General features: G+C 69.5%; 17 protein-coding genes. 12 read left to right on the top strand and 5 right to left on the bottom strand.

Annotated features, from left to right (window positions below):
• The first annotated feature begins 353 nt into the window (after nt 1-353).
• The 6 genes from flgF to ACO2Q3_RS20310 all read left to right on the top strand — a co-directional run bounded on the left by flgF (nt 354) and on the right by ACO2Q3_RS20310 (nt 4452).
• Nucleotides 354-1088: a flagellar basal-body rod protein FlgF gene (gene flgF / locus ACO2Q3_RS20335; RefSeq protein WP_423309947.1), complete on the top strand. Its 735-nt coding sequence runs from the start codon at nt 354-356 to the stop codon at nt 1086-1088.
• Nucleotides 1089-1100: 12 nt separating this feature from the next.
• The gene (gene flgG, locus ACO2Q3_RS20330; RefSeq protein WP_423309945.1) at nt 1101-1889 is read left to right on the top strand and encodes a flagellar basal-body rod protein FlgG; all 789 of its coding nucleotides are present in this window, start codon (nt 1101-1103) and stop codon (nt 1887-1889) included.
• 55 nt (nt 1890-1944) lie between these two features.
• The gene (gene flgA / locus ACO2Q3_RS20325) at nt 1945-2652 is read left to right on the top strand and encodes a flagellar basal body P-ring formation chaperone FlgA (RefSeq protein ID WP_423310390.1); all 708 of its coding nucleotides are present in this window, start codon (nt 1945-1947) and stop codon (nt 2650-2652) included.
• A gap of 8 nt (nt 2653-2660) precedes the next feature.
• A complete protein-coding gene (gene flgH, locus ACO2Q3_RS20320; RefSeq protein WP_423309941.1) occupies nt 2661-3401 on the top strand; it encodes a flagellar basal body L-ring protein FlgH in 741 nt (246 codons plus the stop codon).
• A gap of 62 nt (nt 3402-3463) precedes the next feature.
• The gene (locus tag ACO2Q3_RS20315; RefSeq protein WP_423309939.1) at nt 3464-3952 is read left to right on the top strand and encodes a hypothetical protein; all 489 of its coding nucleotides are present in this window, start codon (nt 3464-3466) and stop codon (nt 3950-3952) included.
• Nucleotides 3949-4452 (top strand): hypothetical protein, encoded by a 504-nt coding sequence (locus ACO2Q3_RS20310; RefSeq protein ID WP_423309937.1) that lies wholly within the window; start codon nt 3949-3951, stop codon nt 4450-4452. Before ACO2Q3_RS20315 ends, ACO2Q3_RS20310 begins: the two co-directional genes overlap by 4 nt.
• A 372-nt stretch (nt 4453-4824) precedes the next feature.
• Here ACO2Q3_RS20310 and dxs read toward each other — a convergent pair whose 3' ends face one another.
• From dxs to ACO2Q3_RS20285, 5 genes are all read right to left on the bottom strand, one after another.
• Entirely contained in the window at nt 4825-6741 is a 1917-nt protein-coding gene (gene dxs / locus ACO2Q3_RS20305; RefSeq protein WP_423309935.1) for a 1-deoxy-D-xylulose-5-phosphate synthase, read from the bottom strand.
• Nucleotides 6742-6794: 53 nt separating this feature from the next.
• Complete coding sequence (locus ACO2Q3_RS20300; RefSeq protein ID WP_423310388.1) at nt 6795-7682, bottom strand: polyprenyl synthetase family protein; 888 nt, start codon at nt 7680-7682, stop codon at nt 6795-6797.
• A gap of 2 nt (nt 7683-7684) precedes the next feature.
• Entirely contained in the window at nt 7685-7927 is a 243-nt protein-coding gene (locus tag ACO2Q3_RS20295; protein ID WP_423309933.1) for an exodeoxyribonuclease VII small subunit, read from the bottom strand.
• Nucleotides 7928-8045: 118 nt separating this feature from the next.
• Nucleotides 8046-8669 (bottom strand): histidine phosphatase family protein, encoded by a 624-nt coding sequence (locus ACO2Q3_RS20290; protein ID WP_423309931.1) that lies wholly within the window; start codon nt 8667-8669, stop codon nt 8046-8048.
• A gap of 43 nt (nt 8670-8712) precedes the next feature.
• Nucleotides 8713-9633, bottom strand: coding sequence for a histone deacetylase family protein (locus ACO2Q3_RS20285; protein ID WP_423309929.1), 921 nt, complete (start codon nt 9631-9633; stop codon nt 8713-8715).
• A gap of 57 nt (nt 9634-9690) precedes the next feature.
• Here ACO2Q3_RS20285 and ACO2Q3_RS20280 point away from each other — a divergent pair, with 57 nt between their 5' ends.
• The 6 genes from ACO2Q3_RS20280 to ACO2Q3_RS20255 all read left to right on the top strand — a co-directional run bounded on the left by ACO2Q3_RS20280 (nt 9691) and on the right by ACO2Q3_RS20255 (nt 14499).
• Nucleotides 9691-10227, top strand: a complete 537-nt coding sequence (locus tag ACO2Q3_RS20280; protein WP_423309927.1) for a GNAT family N-acetyltransferase — start codon at nt 9691-9693, stop codon at nt 10225-10227.
• A 267-nt stretch (nt 10228-10494) separates the two neighbouring features.
• Nucleotides 10495-11679, top strand: a complete 1185-nt coding sequence (locus ACO2Q3_RS20275) for a vWA domain-containing protein (protein WP_423309925.1) — start codon at nt 10495-10497, stop codon at nt 11677-11679.
• 104 nt (nt 11680-11783) lie between these two features.
• Nucleotides 11784-12020: a type II toxin-antitoxin system Phd/YefM family antitoxin gene (locus ACO2Q3_RS20270; RefSeq protein WP_423309923.1), complete on the top strand. Its 237-nt coding sequence runs from the start codon at nt 11784-11786 to the stop codon at nt 12018-12020.
• Nucleotides 12017-12442 carry a type II toxin-antitoxin system VapC family toxin gene (locus tag ACO2Q3_RS20265; protein ID WP_423309921.1) on the top strand — a complete coding sequence of 142 codons (426 nt, stop codon included), beginning with the start codon at nt 12017-12019 and terminating at the stop codon, nt 12440-12442. The genes ACO2Q3_RS20270 and ACO2Q3_RS20265 overlap by 4 nt, the downstream gene beginning before the upstream one ends.
• A 91-nt stretch (nt 12443-12533) precedes the next feature.
• A complete protein-coding gene (locus ACO2Q3_RS20260) occupies nt 12534-13202 on the top strand; it encodes a TetR/AcrR family transcriptional regulator (protein ID WP_423309919.1) in 669 nt (222 codons plus the stop codon).
• Nucleotides 13203-13350: 148 nt separating this feature from the next.
• Nucleotides 13351-14499, top strand: a complete 1149-nt coding sequence (locus ACO2Q3_RS20255) for an MFS transporter (protein ID WP_423309917.1) — start codon at nt 13351-13353, stop codon at nt 14497-14499.
• The last annotated feature ends 1 nt before the right edge of the window (nt 14500 follow it).

Here is a 14500-nt window from a genome sequence, read left to right as displayed (position 1 = left end):
TAACGCCGGGCCCGATCGGGGCCGACTCCGAATAGCTTGTATTTTCAATGACTAACGGACGCCTAAGGGGGCCCGGGTTGCGACATTTTGGCGGTAACACATTGGGCGGGACGATGCTCTGGCGCCGTTTTTGCTAGGTCGGCGCCCCTGAATTTCAGCGTCGCGCGCAAAGTGAGTCGCGAAACGGATTCGCGCCGCGCCGGCCGTCCATGGCTGCAAACCTTGCCCGGAAGATTCCGCCGCCCGGCGCCCGTTAACCTTGCTTTTTGTTGATTTCATTGGGTTTTCGGACTGGCACGAAGGTTGCTGTTGACCCTGTGCGTTTTCACGCCAGCCGCAGGGAGCCCACGGCCATGGACAACACGATGTATGTCAGCCTCTCGCGGCAGGTGGTCCTGCAACGCGAGCTCGACATCGTCGCCAACAACATCGCCAACGCCGACACCGCGGGCTTCAAGGTCGAGGATCTGATGACCCGCACCGACCAGGCCGCGCCGGCCAAGACCTCCGGCCTGACCTCGCCGGTGTCGTTCGTGATGGACGATGGCGTGGCGCGCGACTTCCGGCAGGGGGCGCTGACCCAGACGGGCGCGCCGCTGGACGTGGGCATCGACGGCAAGGGCTTCTTCACGGTGCAGACCGCCGCCGGGCCCCGCTACACCCGCGACGGCCGCTTCAAGCTGGACTCCACCGGCAAGCTGGTGACCCAGGAAGGCGACGCCGTGCAGGGTAACGGCGGCGACATCGTGCTCGACGCCCAGAAGGGCCCGGTCAGCATCTCGGAGACCGGGGTGATCAGCCAGCAGGGCCAGAAGGTCGGCCAGCTGGACGCGGTCACCTTCGACGACCTGGCGTCGCTGTCGAAGGACGGCGCCAACCTCTATCGCAACACCAGCAACGCCCAGCCCCAGCCGGCCACCGCGGCCAAGCTGCGCCAGGGCACGCTGGAAAGCTCGAACGTGCAGACCCTGACCCAGATCACCCGGCTGGTGCAGCTGAACCGGGCCTACGAATCCATCACCAACATGATGAGCCAGACCTCAGACCTCTCGCGCCGCTCGATCCAGCGGCTCGGGTCGGTGAACTAGGACGACTGAACGATGCAAGCTCTGAGAACAGCAGCGACGGGCATGGCGGCCCAGCAGCTGAACGTCGAAGTCATTTCGAACAACATCGCCAATATGAACACCATCGGCTTCAAGCGGCAGCGCGCCGAGTTTGAAGACCTGCTGTACCAGACGATGGAGACCCCCGGGTCGCAGTCCTCGGACACCGGCACCATCGTGCCCACCGGGGTGCAGATCGGCGGCGGCGTGAAGTCGGGCAGCGTCTACCGCATCACCGAACAGGGCTCGCCCACCCAGACCGGCAACCAGTACGACCTGGCGATCCAGGGGCGCGGCTTCTTCCAGGTGCTGCTGCCCTCGGGCGAGACGGCCTACACCCGGGCCGGCAACCTGTCGCCCAACGACCAGGGCCAGCTGGTGACGCCGGACGGCTACCTGGTCCAGCCGACCATCGCCATCCCGCAGGACGCCACCCAGGTCACCATCTCCAAGAGCGGCCAGGTGCAGGTCACCCAGGCCGGCCAGACCGCCCCGACGGTGGTCGGCCAGCTGCAGCTCGCCACCTTCCTCAACGAGGGCGGGCTCGACGCCCAGGGCGACAACCTGTTCCTGGAGAGCGCGGCCTCCGGCGCGGCCACCGTGGCCACGCCCGGCAGCCCCGGCGTCGGCTACCTGATGCAGGGCTATACCGAAGCCTCGAACGTCGACGCGGTGTCGGAGATCACCGCCCTGATCGTCGCCCAGCGGGCCTACGAGATGAACTCCAAGGTGGTCACCACCGCCGACCAGATGCTGTCCACCGCCAACCAGGTGAAGTCGTAGGATGAGCGCTCCCTCCCCTGCCCGCGGGCGGCTCGCCCGCACCCTCGCCACCGGCCTGACCGCCTGGCTGTTCGCCGCCGGCGCGGCGCACGCCGGCCTGCCGGTCAGCCTGCGCGACCAGGTCGTCGATCCCAACGGCCAGGTCACCCTGGGCGAGCTGTTCGTCGGCGCCGGCTCGGCCTCCGACGTGGTCGTCGCCGACCGGGTCGGGCCCACCGTGGTGCTCGACGCCACGGCCGTGCAGCGGATCGCCCGCCAGGCCGGGCTCGACTGGTCCAACCCCAACGGCCTGCGGCGCATCATCGTGCGCGGCGAGGCGACGGCCAGCGGCCACAACGTCCAGGTGCTCAGCTGGGCGCACAGCCTGGCCGCCGGGGACATCGTGCAGCCGGGCGACCTGATCTGGAGCAAGGCCGCCGGCGCGCCGCTGGACGCGCCGCGCAACGTCGACGCCGTGGTCGGCATGGCCGCGCGCCGGCCGCTGCGCGAGGGCGACAGCGTCGCCATGCGCGACATCACCGCCCCGCAGGTCATCAAGGCCGGCGACATGATCACCGTGGTCTACGAGGACGGCGACATCCGCCTGACCCTGCAGGCCAAGGCGCTGGCCAACGCTTCGGCCGGCGACACCCTCAACGTCCAGAACATCGCCTCGAAGAAGATCATCGAGGCCGTGGCCACCGGCGCCGACGAGGCGGCCGTGGGTCCCGAGGCGCAGCGGCTGAAGGCCGCCCGCGCCACCAGCCAGTACGCCCTTCGCTAGGAAGTCCCATGCGCATTCCCGCCGCCCTGTCCCTGATCATCCTGCTGCCGCTCGGCGCCTGCGGCGGCATCAAGGAGGCCGTCAACGGCCCCAAGCTGTCGCCCATCGGCTATCCCGCCCAGCTGGTGCCCCAGAACCAGGAGCTCGGCCTGGCCTCCTCCGGCCGCGATCCCGCGCCGCAGCGCGCCTCGGCCAACTCCCTGTGGCGCACCGGCGCGCGCGCCTTCTTCAACGACCAGCGCGCCAGCCGCGTCGGCGACATCCTGACCGTCAACATCTCGATCGCCGATTCGGCCAAGACCTCGAACGGCACCAACACCTCGCGCACGACCACCAACCAGATGGGCGTGCCGCACTTCTTCGGCCTGGAGTCGACCCTGGGCAAGATCCTGCCCAAGGCCTACGACCCGACCAACATGGTGTCGACCAGCTCGGCCACCGCCAACGCCGGCTCCGGCGCGGTGAACCGCTCCGAGCAGATCAGCCTGACGGTGGCCGCGGTGGTCACCCAGGTGCTGCCGAACGGCAACCTGGTGATCCAGGGCAGCCAGGAGGTGAAGACCAACAACGAGCTGCGCGAGCTGACCATCGCCGGCATCGTGCGGCCCGAGGACATCTCCTCGTCCAACACCATCAAGCACACCCAGATCGCCGAAGCGCGCATCTCCTACGGCGGCCGCGGCGACATCAGCACCGTGCAGAAGACCCCGGTCGGCACCGCCCTGCTGCAGCGGGTGACGCCGTTCTAGGCCGCTCCAGGGCCACCTGCGCCCTGGACTGAACGCCGTTCTCTGGCTAAGCGTGACTGGCCATGAAACCAGTCACGCTTTTGCTTTTGCCCCCGGTCGTCGCCGCCCTGGCGCTGCTGGCGGCCACCCCCACCGCCGCCCGCCAGGACCCCCGCGCCTGGGTCCTGTTCGACGATGCGCCACAGCCCTACCTGCAGTACGGCAAGCGCGTGGGCGCCGATCCCGACGCCACCCAGATCGGCTGCTCCGGCCGCCGCGGCGTGATGACCGTCACCCAGAGCTTCAAGTTCAACCCCAAGCGGATGGGCGCCACCGGCCTGATGACCATCTATTCGGGAGCCAAGGACCTGGAGATCTCGGCCCGGGCCAGCGCGGACGCGCATGACGGCCGGCGCACGGTCCTGGAGGCCGATCTCGCCGCCGCCAGCCCGATGATGGCCAGCTTCGGCAAGACCGGCGACCTGCGGCTGGCCGCGCTGGGGACCAACGTCCGCCCGCCCGCCGCGCCGATGGACATGGTCGGCAAGCTGATGCGGATTTGCGGGCGATGAGCCGCGCGGCGGGATGCCTGGCGGCGCTGGCTGTTCTGGCCGTCGCCGCCGCCACGCCGGCCCTGGCCCGCAGCCCGTGGCGCCTGGCCAGCGCGGACGGCGAGACGATGCTCACCGACGGCGACGGCGAGGACATGGCCGCCAGCCTGCGCTGCAAGCCGCACGCCGGGCGCATCGACGTCACCTTCCTGGTGGACCACAACCTCGCCGACCACCAGGTGGGCGACACCTGGGCGGACAAGGCCGGCCATCGCGCCCCGTGGGCCGTCACCGTCCACGCCGCCTCCGGCGCCGCGGCGGCCGACATCGCCGGCAAGGCCAACGCCGACCAGATGAACGGCGGCTCAGAGATCGATCTTGTCCTGCCCGCCGCCAGCCCAGTGGCTCAAGCCTTCGCCGCCAGCGGCGCCCTGAAGCTCACCGCCTTCGGCGAGACCCCCAAGCTGCCGCCCGCCCCCGCGGCGCTGGCGGCCAAGTTCGTCAAGAGCTGCACGAAATAGGGACTCGCCCCCCCCGCGGAGGCCAGCAACTGCAGACACCTCGATGAAGCGTTGCACTCGCCTTCTCCCCTTGCGGGAGAAGGTGTCTTGCGCAGCAAGACGGATGAGGGGTGGACGCGGCGTCTCCGGTTGGGGCCGCGCCCGGCCTCTGCACGCTAGTCTCGAAGGTCACCAACCCCTCATCCGACCCGCTGCGCGGGCCACCTTCTCCCGCAAGGGGAGAAGGACCGCACCCGCCCCTTGGGATGTGTGCAGTTCCAGCCCGCGTGGGAGGGCTCCAGATTGCGCTGACGCCTGGTCTCCGCTGGAGCCCCCATCCCCGGCTTCGCCGGGACTTCCCCCAGAGGGGGAAGAGAAGGGAGCCTCCGACGCCTAGGCCCGCAGCGGCTTGGCCGCCTTGTTCGCGCCCAGGGCCGACAGGGCGCCGCGCACGATGCCTTCCGCGTCGAGACCCGCCTGGGCGTACATGGCGTCCATCTTCGGGTCCTGGTCCTGGAAATAGTCCGGCAGGGTCAAGGTGCGCACCTTCAGGCCGCGATCCAGGGCGCCGTGCTCGGCCAGGGCGTGCAGCACGAAGGCGCCGAAGCCGCCCACCGCGCCTTCCTCGACCGTGATCAGCGCCTCGTGCTCGCGCGCCAGGCGCAGGATCAGGTCCACGTCCAGCGGCTTAGCGAAACGGGCGTCGGCCACGGTGGTGGAAAAGCCGCGCGCGGCCAGCATCTCGGCGGCCTTCAGCGATTCCTGCAGCCGGGTGCCGAACGACAGGATCGCCACCGTCGAGCCTTCGCGCACGATGCGGCCCTTGCCGATCTCCAGCGGCTCGGCGAAGTCGGGGATCTGCACGCCGACGCCCTCGCCGCGCGGATAGCGGAAGGCGCTGGGGCGGTCGTCGATCTGCACGGCGGTGGAGATCATGTGCGCCAGCTCGGCCTCGTCGGACGGGCCCATGATCACGAACCCGGGCAGCTGGCCCAGGTAGCCGATGTCGAAGCTGCCGGCGTGCGTCGGTCCGTCGGCGCCCACCAGGCCCGCGCGGTCCATGGCGAAGCGCACCGGCAGGCCCTGGATGGCCACGTCGTGCACCACCTGGTCATAGCCGCGCTGCAGGAAGGTGGAATAGATCACCGCGAACGGCTTCATGCCGTCGGCGGCCATCCCGGCGGCGAAGGTCACCGCGTGCTGTTCGGCGATGCCCACGTCGAAGGTGCGATGCGGGAACTTGGCGCCGAAGATGTCCAGGCCGGTGCCCGACGGCATGGCCGCGTTGATGGCGACGATCTTCGGGTCGCGCTCGGCCTGCTTGATCAGCTCGTTGGCGAACACCTTGGTGTACTGCGGCGCGTTGGACTGCGCCTTCTGCTGGGTCCCGCTGACCACGTCGAACTTGACCACGGCGTGCAGCTTGTCGGCGGCGCTCTCGGCCGGGGCGTAGCCCTTGCCCTTCTGCGTGACCACGTGGATCAGCACCGGCTTGTCGTCGATCTCGCGCACGTTCTTCAGCACCGGAACCAGGTGCTCCAGATTGTGCCCGTCGATCGGCCCGACGTAGTGGAAGCCCATCTCCTCGAAGAAGGTGCCGCCGGTGACCATGCCGCGGGCGTATTCCTCGGCCTTGCGGGCCATGTCGTGGAACGGGCGCGGCAGGTGGCCGGCGACCTTCTTGCCGAACTTGCGCATCGACTGGTAGGCGCCGCCGCTGACCAGGCCGGCCAGGTAGGCGCTCATGCCGCCGACGGGCGGGGCGATCGACATGTCGTTGTCGTTGAGGATGACGATCAGCTGGCCGGTGGTCTCGGCCGCGTTGTTCATGGCCTCGTAGGCCATGCCCGAGCTCATCGAGCCGTCGCCGATCACGGCGACCACCTTGTTGTTGTCGCCGCGCTGGTCGCGGGCGGCGGCGAAGCCCAGCGCCGCGGAGATCGAGGTGCCGGCGTGCGCCGCGCCGAACGGATCGTACTCGCTCTCGGCGCGCTTGGTGAAGCCGGACAGGCCGCCGGCCTGGCGCAGGGTGCGGATGCGGTCGCGCCGGCCGGTGAGGATCTTGTGCGGATAGACCTGGTGGCCGACGTCCCACACGACGATGTCGCGCGGCGTCTCGAACACATGGTGCAGGGCGACGGTCAGCTCGACCACCCCCAGACCGGAGCCGAAGTGGCCGCCCGTGACCGAAACCACGTCGATGGTCTCGGCGCGCAGTTCGTCCGCGAGCTGACGCAGTTCGGGGATCGACAGGCCGCGCGTGTCCGCAGGACTCTTCACGGTGTCGAGCAAGGGGGTATTGGGTTTCATGCGGGACTGTATCCGACCGAGTTACGCGCCCTACGTCTAGGCAGGGAGACTCTCTATGACTTCCGATCTAGCACAAAATCGACCGCCGACCGCAAAATTTGACCGCCTGCGCCGAACTGATCCAGGTGCGCCTTGGTCTGCGCCGTCAGCAGGGCCAGCCGCTCGCGGGCTGCCTCGACCCCGAGCAAAGTCACATAGTTAGCCTTGCCCTTGTCGGCGTCCTTGCCCGCCGCCTTGCCCAGTTCGGCGGCGGTGGACTCGGCGTCCAGCAGGTCGTCGACGATCTGGAAGGCCAGGCCGATATCGTGCGCAAACGCCATCAGCGCCTGGCGTTCCTGGTCCTTGGGCTTGGCCATGGCCAGCGGCAGCTCGAAGGCGCAGGCGATCAGCGCGCCGGTCTTCATGCGCTGCATCCGCGCCACCGTGCCCAGGTCGTCGCGCACGCCCATCAGGTCGATCATCTGGCCGCCGACCATGCCGCGGGCGCCGGAGGCTACGGCCAATCGCCGCACCAGCTCGGCGCGCACCGATCCGTCCTCGTGGGTGTCCGGATGGGCCATGATCTCGAAGGCCACCGTCAGCAGGGCGTCGCCCGCCAGCACGGCGGTCGCCTCGTCATAGGCCTTGTGCACCGTCGGGCGGCCGCGGCGCAGGTCATCGTCGTCCATGCACGGCAGGTCGTCGTGCACCAGCGAATAGGCGTGCACGCACTCCAGGGCGCAGGCGGCGCGCAGCACCGGCCGCTCGGCCAGGCCGAACATGCGGCCGGTCTCGATGGCGAAGAACGGGCGCAGCCGCTTGCCCGGCCCCAGGGCCGCATAGCGCATGGCCTCGGTCAGTCGCGATTCCGGGCCGTCGGCGCGCGGCAGCAGTTCGTCCAGGGCGACGGTGACGACATCGGCCGATTCGGCGATGCGCTTGGAAAGGTCAGGCGCGAGCACGGTCACGAAAAGTCCGCCGGTTCAACGCCTTGAGGCCCCTGTGCCCCCATCACGATCTTCTCCACACGCAGCTGGGCTTCCTTAAGCTTGGCTTCGCAATGCGCCTTCAACAGGGCGCCGCGCTCATAGACCTGGATCGACCGCTCGAGCTCGGCGCGGCCGGACTCCAGCTCGGAGACGATCTTCTCCAGCTCGTCCAGCGCCTGCTCGAAGGTCAGGCCCGCGATCTCGGGGGCTTGGCTCATGGAAACTCCGGAATTGAAGCGGCGCACCCTATCGAGCAGGACGACGCCGGGCAATGCGGCCCTCGCCTGTCAGGCGAGGAGAAATGTGGGAAATACCCAGTCGAGGGGCGGCCTGAGATCAGCCCTTTGCGGCAATTTCAAAGCGGCGGGCCGACCAGTAGCGGAAACCCTGGTCGTTGACGCAGCGCCAGCCGAGCCGCTTCAGCGCCTCGCCCACCATGCCGTTGAAGAAGCCGTGCGCCACCACCAGCACGTCCTGGCCGGTGGCGGCCAGGTCGATCAGCTGGCGGGCGGCCTCCTCGGCGCGCAGTTGCGCCTCGGCGCGGCTCTCCTGGCCTTCGTTGTGATCGAAGAACCACCACCACACCCGGGCGACGAAGCCCCACAGGCGGGGCGACAGCTTGAACCACTCGGGGAAGTTGGGCGGCGGCAGGGGCGCCTCGATGAACAGCGGATCCTCGGCGAAGGCGCGCTCCAGCCCCAGCGCCTGGGCGGTCTGGATCGAGCGCAGCCGGGTGGACGAGATCAGGAAGCCGCATTTCTCGGCGATCGCCTTGAGGCCCAGCGGCACCTCCTGGTCCATCTTCAGCCCGCCCAGCTCGTACTGCGCCCACCAGGCGCGATAGCCGGCCGCCGACAGCCGCACCTTGCGCGACAGGGCCGGCTCGCCGTGGCGGCACAGCACCACGGCGCCCGGGCGGTCGGGCGCGTCGGACTGCAGGTCGTCGGCGTAGGCCGCCATGGCGTCGCTCAAACCCACCCTCGCACCGCCGTCAGGACCCCGTTCAAGCCGCCGCCAGCGCGCGGGCGTGCGCCAGGGCCGACTGGCCGAGAGCCTGCAGGTCGTAGCCGCCCTCGAGGGACGACACAACCCGCCCGCCGGCGCGGGCGTTGGCCACCTGCACGATGGCGCGGGTGGCCCAGGCGTAGTCCTCGGCCTCCAGCTGCTGCTCGGCCAGGGGATCGCGGGCGTGGGCGTCGAACCCGGCCGAGATCAGGATCAGGTCGGGGGCGAAGGCGTCGACCCGCTGCATCAGGCCCTCGAAGGTGCGCCGCCAGGTCTCGCGCGGGGCCATGGGCGCGACCGTGCCGTTGGCGATGTTGCCGACGCCGGTCTCCGAGGCGTCGCCACTGCCGGGCCACAGCGGCGACTGGTGGATCGAGGCCAGGAACAGGCTGGGGTCGGCCTCGAACACCGCCTGGGTGCCGTTGCCATGGTGCACGTCGAAGTCGACCACCGCCACCTTGGCCAGACCGGCGGCCTGGGCGGCCCGCGCGGCGATGGCGACATTGGAATAGATGCAAAAGCCCATCGGAAAGTCGGGACCGGCATGGTGTCCAGGCGGGCGCACGGCGCAGAACGCCCGGTCGCCCTCCCCGCGGGCCACGGCGCGCACCGCCTCGATCACCGCGCCGGCGGCCAGTTCGGCGGCGCGCAGCGTGCCCGGCGACATCTGCGTGTCCTCGTCCAGGCTGATGCGGCCTTCGGCGGGCGCGGCGCGGGCGACGGCGTCCAGATAGCCGGCCGAATGCACGGCCAGCAGCTCGTCGCGGGTGGCTGCGGCGAACGGGCGCGTCTCCGGATTGAGGTCGATGTCCTCGGCGATCGCCCGGGTCACGGCCAGCAGCCGGCCGGGCGATTCCACGTGCCGGTCGCTGGGCCGGTGCTGCAGCATGTCGGCGTGCGTATAGAAGGCGAGGGCCATATAGGGAGCTTAAGAGAACTCCGCGTCCAAGGCCATTGGGGAGGGGCCGCCGTAAACATGAGTGACTACCAGATCCGCCGCGCGGTCGCCGCCGACGCCGAGACCATCGCCCAACTGGGCGCGCGCACCTTCTCGGACACTTTCGCCCACCTCTATCCGCCCGAGGACCTGGCCCAGTTCCTGGCCCAGTCGCACAGCGTCGCGCGCGCCCGCGCCGACCTCGCCGATCCCGCCAAGGCCCTGTGGCTGGTGGAGACGGATGGCCAGGCCGTCGGCTACGCCCTGGCCTGCCCCGCCAAGCTGCCGCACCCGGAGGCCTCGCCCGAGCATGGCGAGCTCGACCGGCTGTACATGCTGAAGGACCACCAGGGCGGCGGCATCGGCGCGCGGCTGATGGCCGAGGTGTTCGCCTGGCTGGAAAAGGACGGCCCGCGCGACCTGTGGATCGGCGTCTGGTCCGAGAACCTCGGCGCCCAGCGCCTCTACGCCCGCCACGGCTTCGAAAAGGTCGGGACCTACGACTTCGTGGTGGGGAACACCCGCGACCACGAGTTCATCCTGCGCCGCAAGGCGGGGGCGAAGGGGGCGGCCTGAGTCCGGCTGGAGCCCCCATCCCGGCCTTCGGCCGTACTTCCCCCAATGGGGGAAGAGAACGGTGGTGCGGGTTTGGCGCTGCTTCTCTTCCCCCTTTTGGGGGAAGTACCGGCGAAGCCGGGGATGGGGGCTCCAGCGGAGAACAAGCCAGCCCCCGGGCGGAACCCGACGTCGCGGCAGGCCTTGAAACACTGGACACGGGGCCCGCCAGCCCCCAATCTCAGCCGATAAACAACCGTTCGAATTTCCGCCGAAAGGCCGCCGCCGATGTTCCTGAACTTCTTTTCCGAGCTGAAGGCCGCCAAGATCCCGGTGACCCTCAAGGAATACCTCATGCTCATGGAGGGCATGGACAAGTCGGTGATCGACCGGCGGGTCGAGGAATTCTACTACCTGTCGCGCGCGGCGCTGGTGAAGGACGAGAAGTATCTGGACCGCTTCGACGTGGTGTTCGGCCACGTGTTCAAGGGCCTGGAGCTGTTCAGCCTGGAGAAGGCGACGGACATCCCGGCCGAGTGGCTGAAGCGCCTGACCGAGAGCTTCCTCACCGACGAGGAGAAGGCCCAGATCGAGGCCATGGGCGGCTTCGACAAGTTCATGGAGATGCTGCAGGAGCAGATGCGCCAGCAGCAGGGCGACGGCGACGACGGCGAGGACGACGAGAACGCCAAGGGCAAGGGCCGCAACCTGCCCATCGGCGCCAACGGCTACCACCCCGAAGGCATCCGCATCGGCCAGGACAAGGGCCGCCACGGCAAGGCGATCAAGGTCTGGGACAAGCGCGAGTACAAGAACCTCGACGACCAGGTCGAACTCGGCACCCGCAACATCAAGGTGGCCCTGCGCCGGCTGCGCAAGTTCGCCCGCACCGGCCAGCCCGACGAACTGGACATGAAGGGCACGATCAAGGAGACGGCCAACAAGGGCTATCTCGACCTGATCATGCAGCCGGAGCGGCGCAACACCATCAAGGTGCTGCTGTTCTTCGACATCGGCGGCTCGATGGACAGCCACATCCGGGTCTGCGAGGAGCTGTTCAGCGCCGCGCGCACCGAGTTCAAGAACATGGAGTTCTATTACTTCCACAACTGCCTGTACGAGAGCGTGTGGAAGGACAACCGGCGCCGGCATTCCGAGAAGCTGGACACCTGGGACATCCTCAACCGGTTCGGCAAGGACTATAAGATCATCTTCGTCGGCGACGCGACGATGAGCCCCTACGAGATCACCTATCCGGGCGGCTCGGTGGAGCACTGGAACGAGGAGCCGGGCGCGGTCTGGCTCGACCGGGTGGTCAAGACCTGGGACTCGGTCGCCTGGCTGAACCCCACCCCGCAGCGCCACTGGGACCACACCCCCTCGATCAGCGTGATGCGCGAGATCGTCGGCGACCGCATGTTCCCGCTGACCATCGAGGGCCTGGAAAAGGCGATGAAGGAGCTGGTGCGCTAAGACGCGCCGGCTGCCGACGTCGCTCAAACGGGCGTGGGGGGCGCCGTGCTTGGCTGCCCGCGCGACGAGGCCTATATGATCATCTAGATGGTCAGGAGACGTCGATGAAGGACGTGACGGTGGCCGATGCCAAGGCTCGGCTGAGCGAACTCATCAATCGAGTTGAAGAGGGCGACTCCGTTCGCATCACGCGGCGCGGCAAGCCTGTGGTTGAGCTGACGGCCGTACGCCGACAGCTCAAGCCCATCGACCTTGTCGCCCTGCGAGCATTGACGGATGGGATGGCCGGCGAAACCGACGCCGATACCGTGCGCGATATGCGCGGCGACGCTCGCTATTGAGCCTGTACCTCGACACGTCGCTGCTGGTCGCAGCACTGGTCCGCGAGCCGTCCACCCACCGGGTCCAGGCATGGCTGGCGACCCAGGACCCAAACCTGCTCTTCATCAGCGATTGGGTCGTGACAGAGATGTCGTCGGCCCTGTCCATCAAACTGCGGACAGGCCAGATCGCGTTGGATGAGCGCGCGGCGGCGCTGGCTCAGGTTCATCGGATGGCGGCGGACAGCCTGACGGTCGTCGCCGTCGGTGGACAACACTTTCGGACCGCCGCGCGGTACGCCGACCGCCACGACCTCGGCCTGCGCGCCGGCGATGCGCTTCACCTGGCAGTGACCGCCGATCTCGGCGCCAGCCTCTGCACCCTGGACGAACGGCTGGCCGCGGCCGCCCCCCAGTTTGGCGTTCCGGCGCTGCCGGTCTGAGCCGCCGCTACCCTTCCCTGCCGTCGCCCTTGCGCCCGTCCGCTTACGGCCTAAGAGTATCGGTCAAACAACAGTTTGACCGCGAGTCCCCGTGAGCGAAGCGCCCATTCAAAGCCCCGCCGACGACGCCCCGGACGCCGAGCGCGAGGCCGCGACCAAGGCCCAGGTGCTGGCGGCCGCCGAACGGCTGTTCGCCCTGCACGGCTTCCAGAACGTCTCGGTGCGCGACATCACCGCCGAGGCGGGGGTCAACCTGGCCAGCGTCAACTACCACTTCGGCTCCAAGGACGCCCTGCTGTTCGAGATCTTCCGCCGGCGCACGGCGGAGCTGAACCGCGAGCGGGCGCGGATGCTGCACGAGGCCAACGACCGCCACGCCGGCAGGCCGCCGGTGCGCGAGATCCTGCGCGCCCTGTTCGAGCCGCCGCTGCGCTGGTCCAGGCCGGAGAGCGGGCGCGGCATCTCGGTGCAGTTCATCATCCGCGCCCGCAGCGAGGGCACCGAGGCCATGCGCGAGGCGCTGCGCACCGACGTCTCGCACCTGCGCCGCTTCGCCGACGCCCTGATCGCCGCCCGCCCGGAGCTGGCGCCGGAAGAGGTCTACTGGCGGCTGCACTTCTGCCTGGGGCTGATCCACAACAACCGCTTCGCCGAATTCGACCGCCTGCACATCCTGTCCGACGGCCTGACCCGCGAGGGCGACACCGACGTCCTGCTGAACCGGATGCTCGACTTCGCGGAGGCGGGATTCCTTCGCTGACGGCTTTCGGCCGCAGCCCCCATCCCGGCCTTCGGCCGTACTTCCCCCAGAGGGGGAAGAGACGGGACGCTGAAGCCGCAGTTCTCTTCCCCCCCTGGGGGAAGTCCCCGCGAAGCGGGGGATGGGGGCTCCAGCTGAGCGCAGCCCCATGACCTTCCTCGCGCGGATCTATACCTTCAAGGCGGCGGACGCCTTCATCCTGATCTATCCGCTGTACGCGGTGATGTTCGTCGACGCCGGGCTGAACCCGGCGCAGATCGGCCTGGCCCTGGCCGCGTGGTCGACCACCGCCTTCGTGCTGGAGATCCCCGCCGGCGTCATCGCCGACCGCTGGCCGCGGCGCTGGGTCCTGGCCCTCGCCCAGCTGTTCCGGCTGGCCGGCTACGCCCTGTGGCTGCTCCATCCCCACCTCTGGGGCTTCGTCGGCGGCTTCCTGCTGTGGGGCGCCAAGAGCGCGTTCACCTCGGGCACGTTCGAGGCCCTGGTCTATGACGAGCTCAAGGCGGCGGGGCGGGTCGGCGACTACACCCGGGTGATCGGCCGCGCCGACGCCGTGCAGTTCGCCGCCATCCTGGCCGCGTCCGGCGGCGCGGCGCTGCTGGCCGGCGCGGGCTACGGCGCGCTGCTGCAGGCCAGCCTGGCCGCCTGCGCCGTGGCCGCGGTCCTGCCGCTGACCCTGCCCAGGGCGCCCCCCAGCGGCGCGGCGCGGCCGCCGGACTACCTGGCGCACCTGAGGCTGGGCCTGGGTCAGGCGCTTCGCGCGCCGGCCCTGCTGGACCTGATCGTGTTCATCGCCCTGGTGATGGCGCTAGGCGGGGCGCTGGACGAGTTCTGGACCATCTTCGCCAGCCGCGCGGGCCTCTCCAACAGCGCCGTCGCCCTGTTCCTGGGGGCGATGAGCGCCGGCCAGGCCGTCGCCGCCGCCCTCGCCCACCGCGCCCGCGGCCTGCCCGACCGCGCCTTCTACCTGGCGGTGGCGGCGGGCGGGGTGCTGCTGGCGATCGCCGCGGGCCTGTTCCGCCCGGCCTCGGTGCTGCTGCTGATCGCCTTCAGCGGCCTGTTCAAGGTGGTCGACACCGTGTTCGAGGGCCGGCTGCAGCACGCCATCCCCGACGAGACCCGCGCCACCCTGGGGTCGGTGAAGGGCTTCGCCGTTCAGGCGGCGATCACCGCCCTCTACCTCGGCTTCGGTCCGCTGGCCGCGTCGACCTCGTACCGCACGGCCTTCCTGGCGTTCGGCGTCGGCATCGTGGCCCTGGGCCTGGCCTACGCCATGCGCCGTCCACGGAGCGCTTGAT

It is taken from the genome of Caulobacter sp. KR2-114, from assembly GCF_049446115.1.
Classification (GTDB): Bacteria; Pseudomonadota; Alphaproteobacteria; order Caulobacterales; family Caulobacteraceae; genus Acaudatibacter.
The sequence above is the reverse complement of the archived record's forward strand: the minus strand, read 5'-3'. Positions and strand labels throughout refer to the sequence as shown.

What these genes read in the sequence shown, in the direction of transcription:
- flgF (WP_423309947.1), top strand. Translation starts at nt 354, where the DNA reads ATGGACAACACGATGTATGTCAGCCTCTCGCGGCAGGTGGTCCTGCAA.
- flgG (WP_423309945.1), top strand. Translation starts at nt 1,101, where the DNA reads ATGCAAGCTCTGAGAACAGCAGCGACGGGCATGGCGGCCCAGCAGCTG.
- flgH (WP_423309941.1), top strand. Translation starts at nt 2,661, where the DNA reads ATGCGCATTCCCGCCGCCCTGTCCCTGATCATCCTGCTGCCGCTCGGC.
- ACO2Q3_RS20315 (WP_423309939.1), top strand. Translation starts at nt 3,464, where the DNA reads ATGAAACCAGTCACGCTTTTGCTTTTGCCCCCGGTCGTCGCCGCCCTG.
- ACO2Q3_RS20310 (WP_423309937.1), top strand. Translation starts at nt 3,949, where the DNA reads ATGAGCCGCGCGGCGGGATGCCTGGCGGCGCTGGCTGTTCTGGCCGTC.
- dxs (WP_423309935.1), bottom strand. Translation starts at nt 6,741, where the DNA reads ATGAAACCCAATACCCCCTTGCTCGACACCGTGAAGAGTCCTGCGGAC.
- ACO2Q3_RS20295 (WP_423309933.1), bottom strand. Translation starts at nt 7,927, where the DNA reads ATGAGCCAAGCCCCCGAGATCGCGGGCCTGACCTTCGAGCAGGCGCTG.
- ACO2Q3_RS20290 (WP_423309931.1), bottom strand. Translation starts at nt 8,669, where the DNA reads ATGGCGGCCTACGCCGACGACCTGCAGTCCGACGCGCCCGACCGCCCG.
- ACO2Q3_RS20285 (WP_423309929.1), bottom strand. Translation starts at nt 9,633, where the DNA reads ATGGCCCTCGCCTTCTATACGCACGCCGACATGCTGCAGCACCGGCCC.
- ACO2Q3_RS20280 (WP_423309927.1), top strand. Translation starts at nt 9,691, where the DNA reads ATGAGTGACTACCAGATCCGCCGCGCGGTCGCCGCCGACGCCGAGACC.
- ACO2Q3_RS20275 (WP_423309925.1), top strand. Translation starts at nt 10,495, where the DNA reads ATGTTCCTGAACTTCTTTTCCGAGCTGAAGGCCGCCAAGATCCCGGTG.
- ACO2Q3_RS20270 (WP_423309923.1), top strand. Translation starts at nt 11,784, where the DNA reads ATGAAGGACGTGACGGTGGCCGATGCCAAGGCTCGGCTGAGCGAACTC.
- ACO2Q3_RS20255 (WP_423309917.1), top strand. Translation starts at nt 13,351, where the DNA reads ATGACCTTCCTCGCGCGGATCTATACCTTCAAGGCGGCGGACGCCTTC.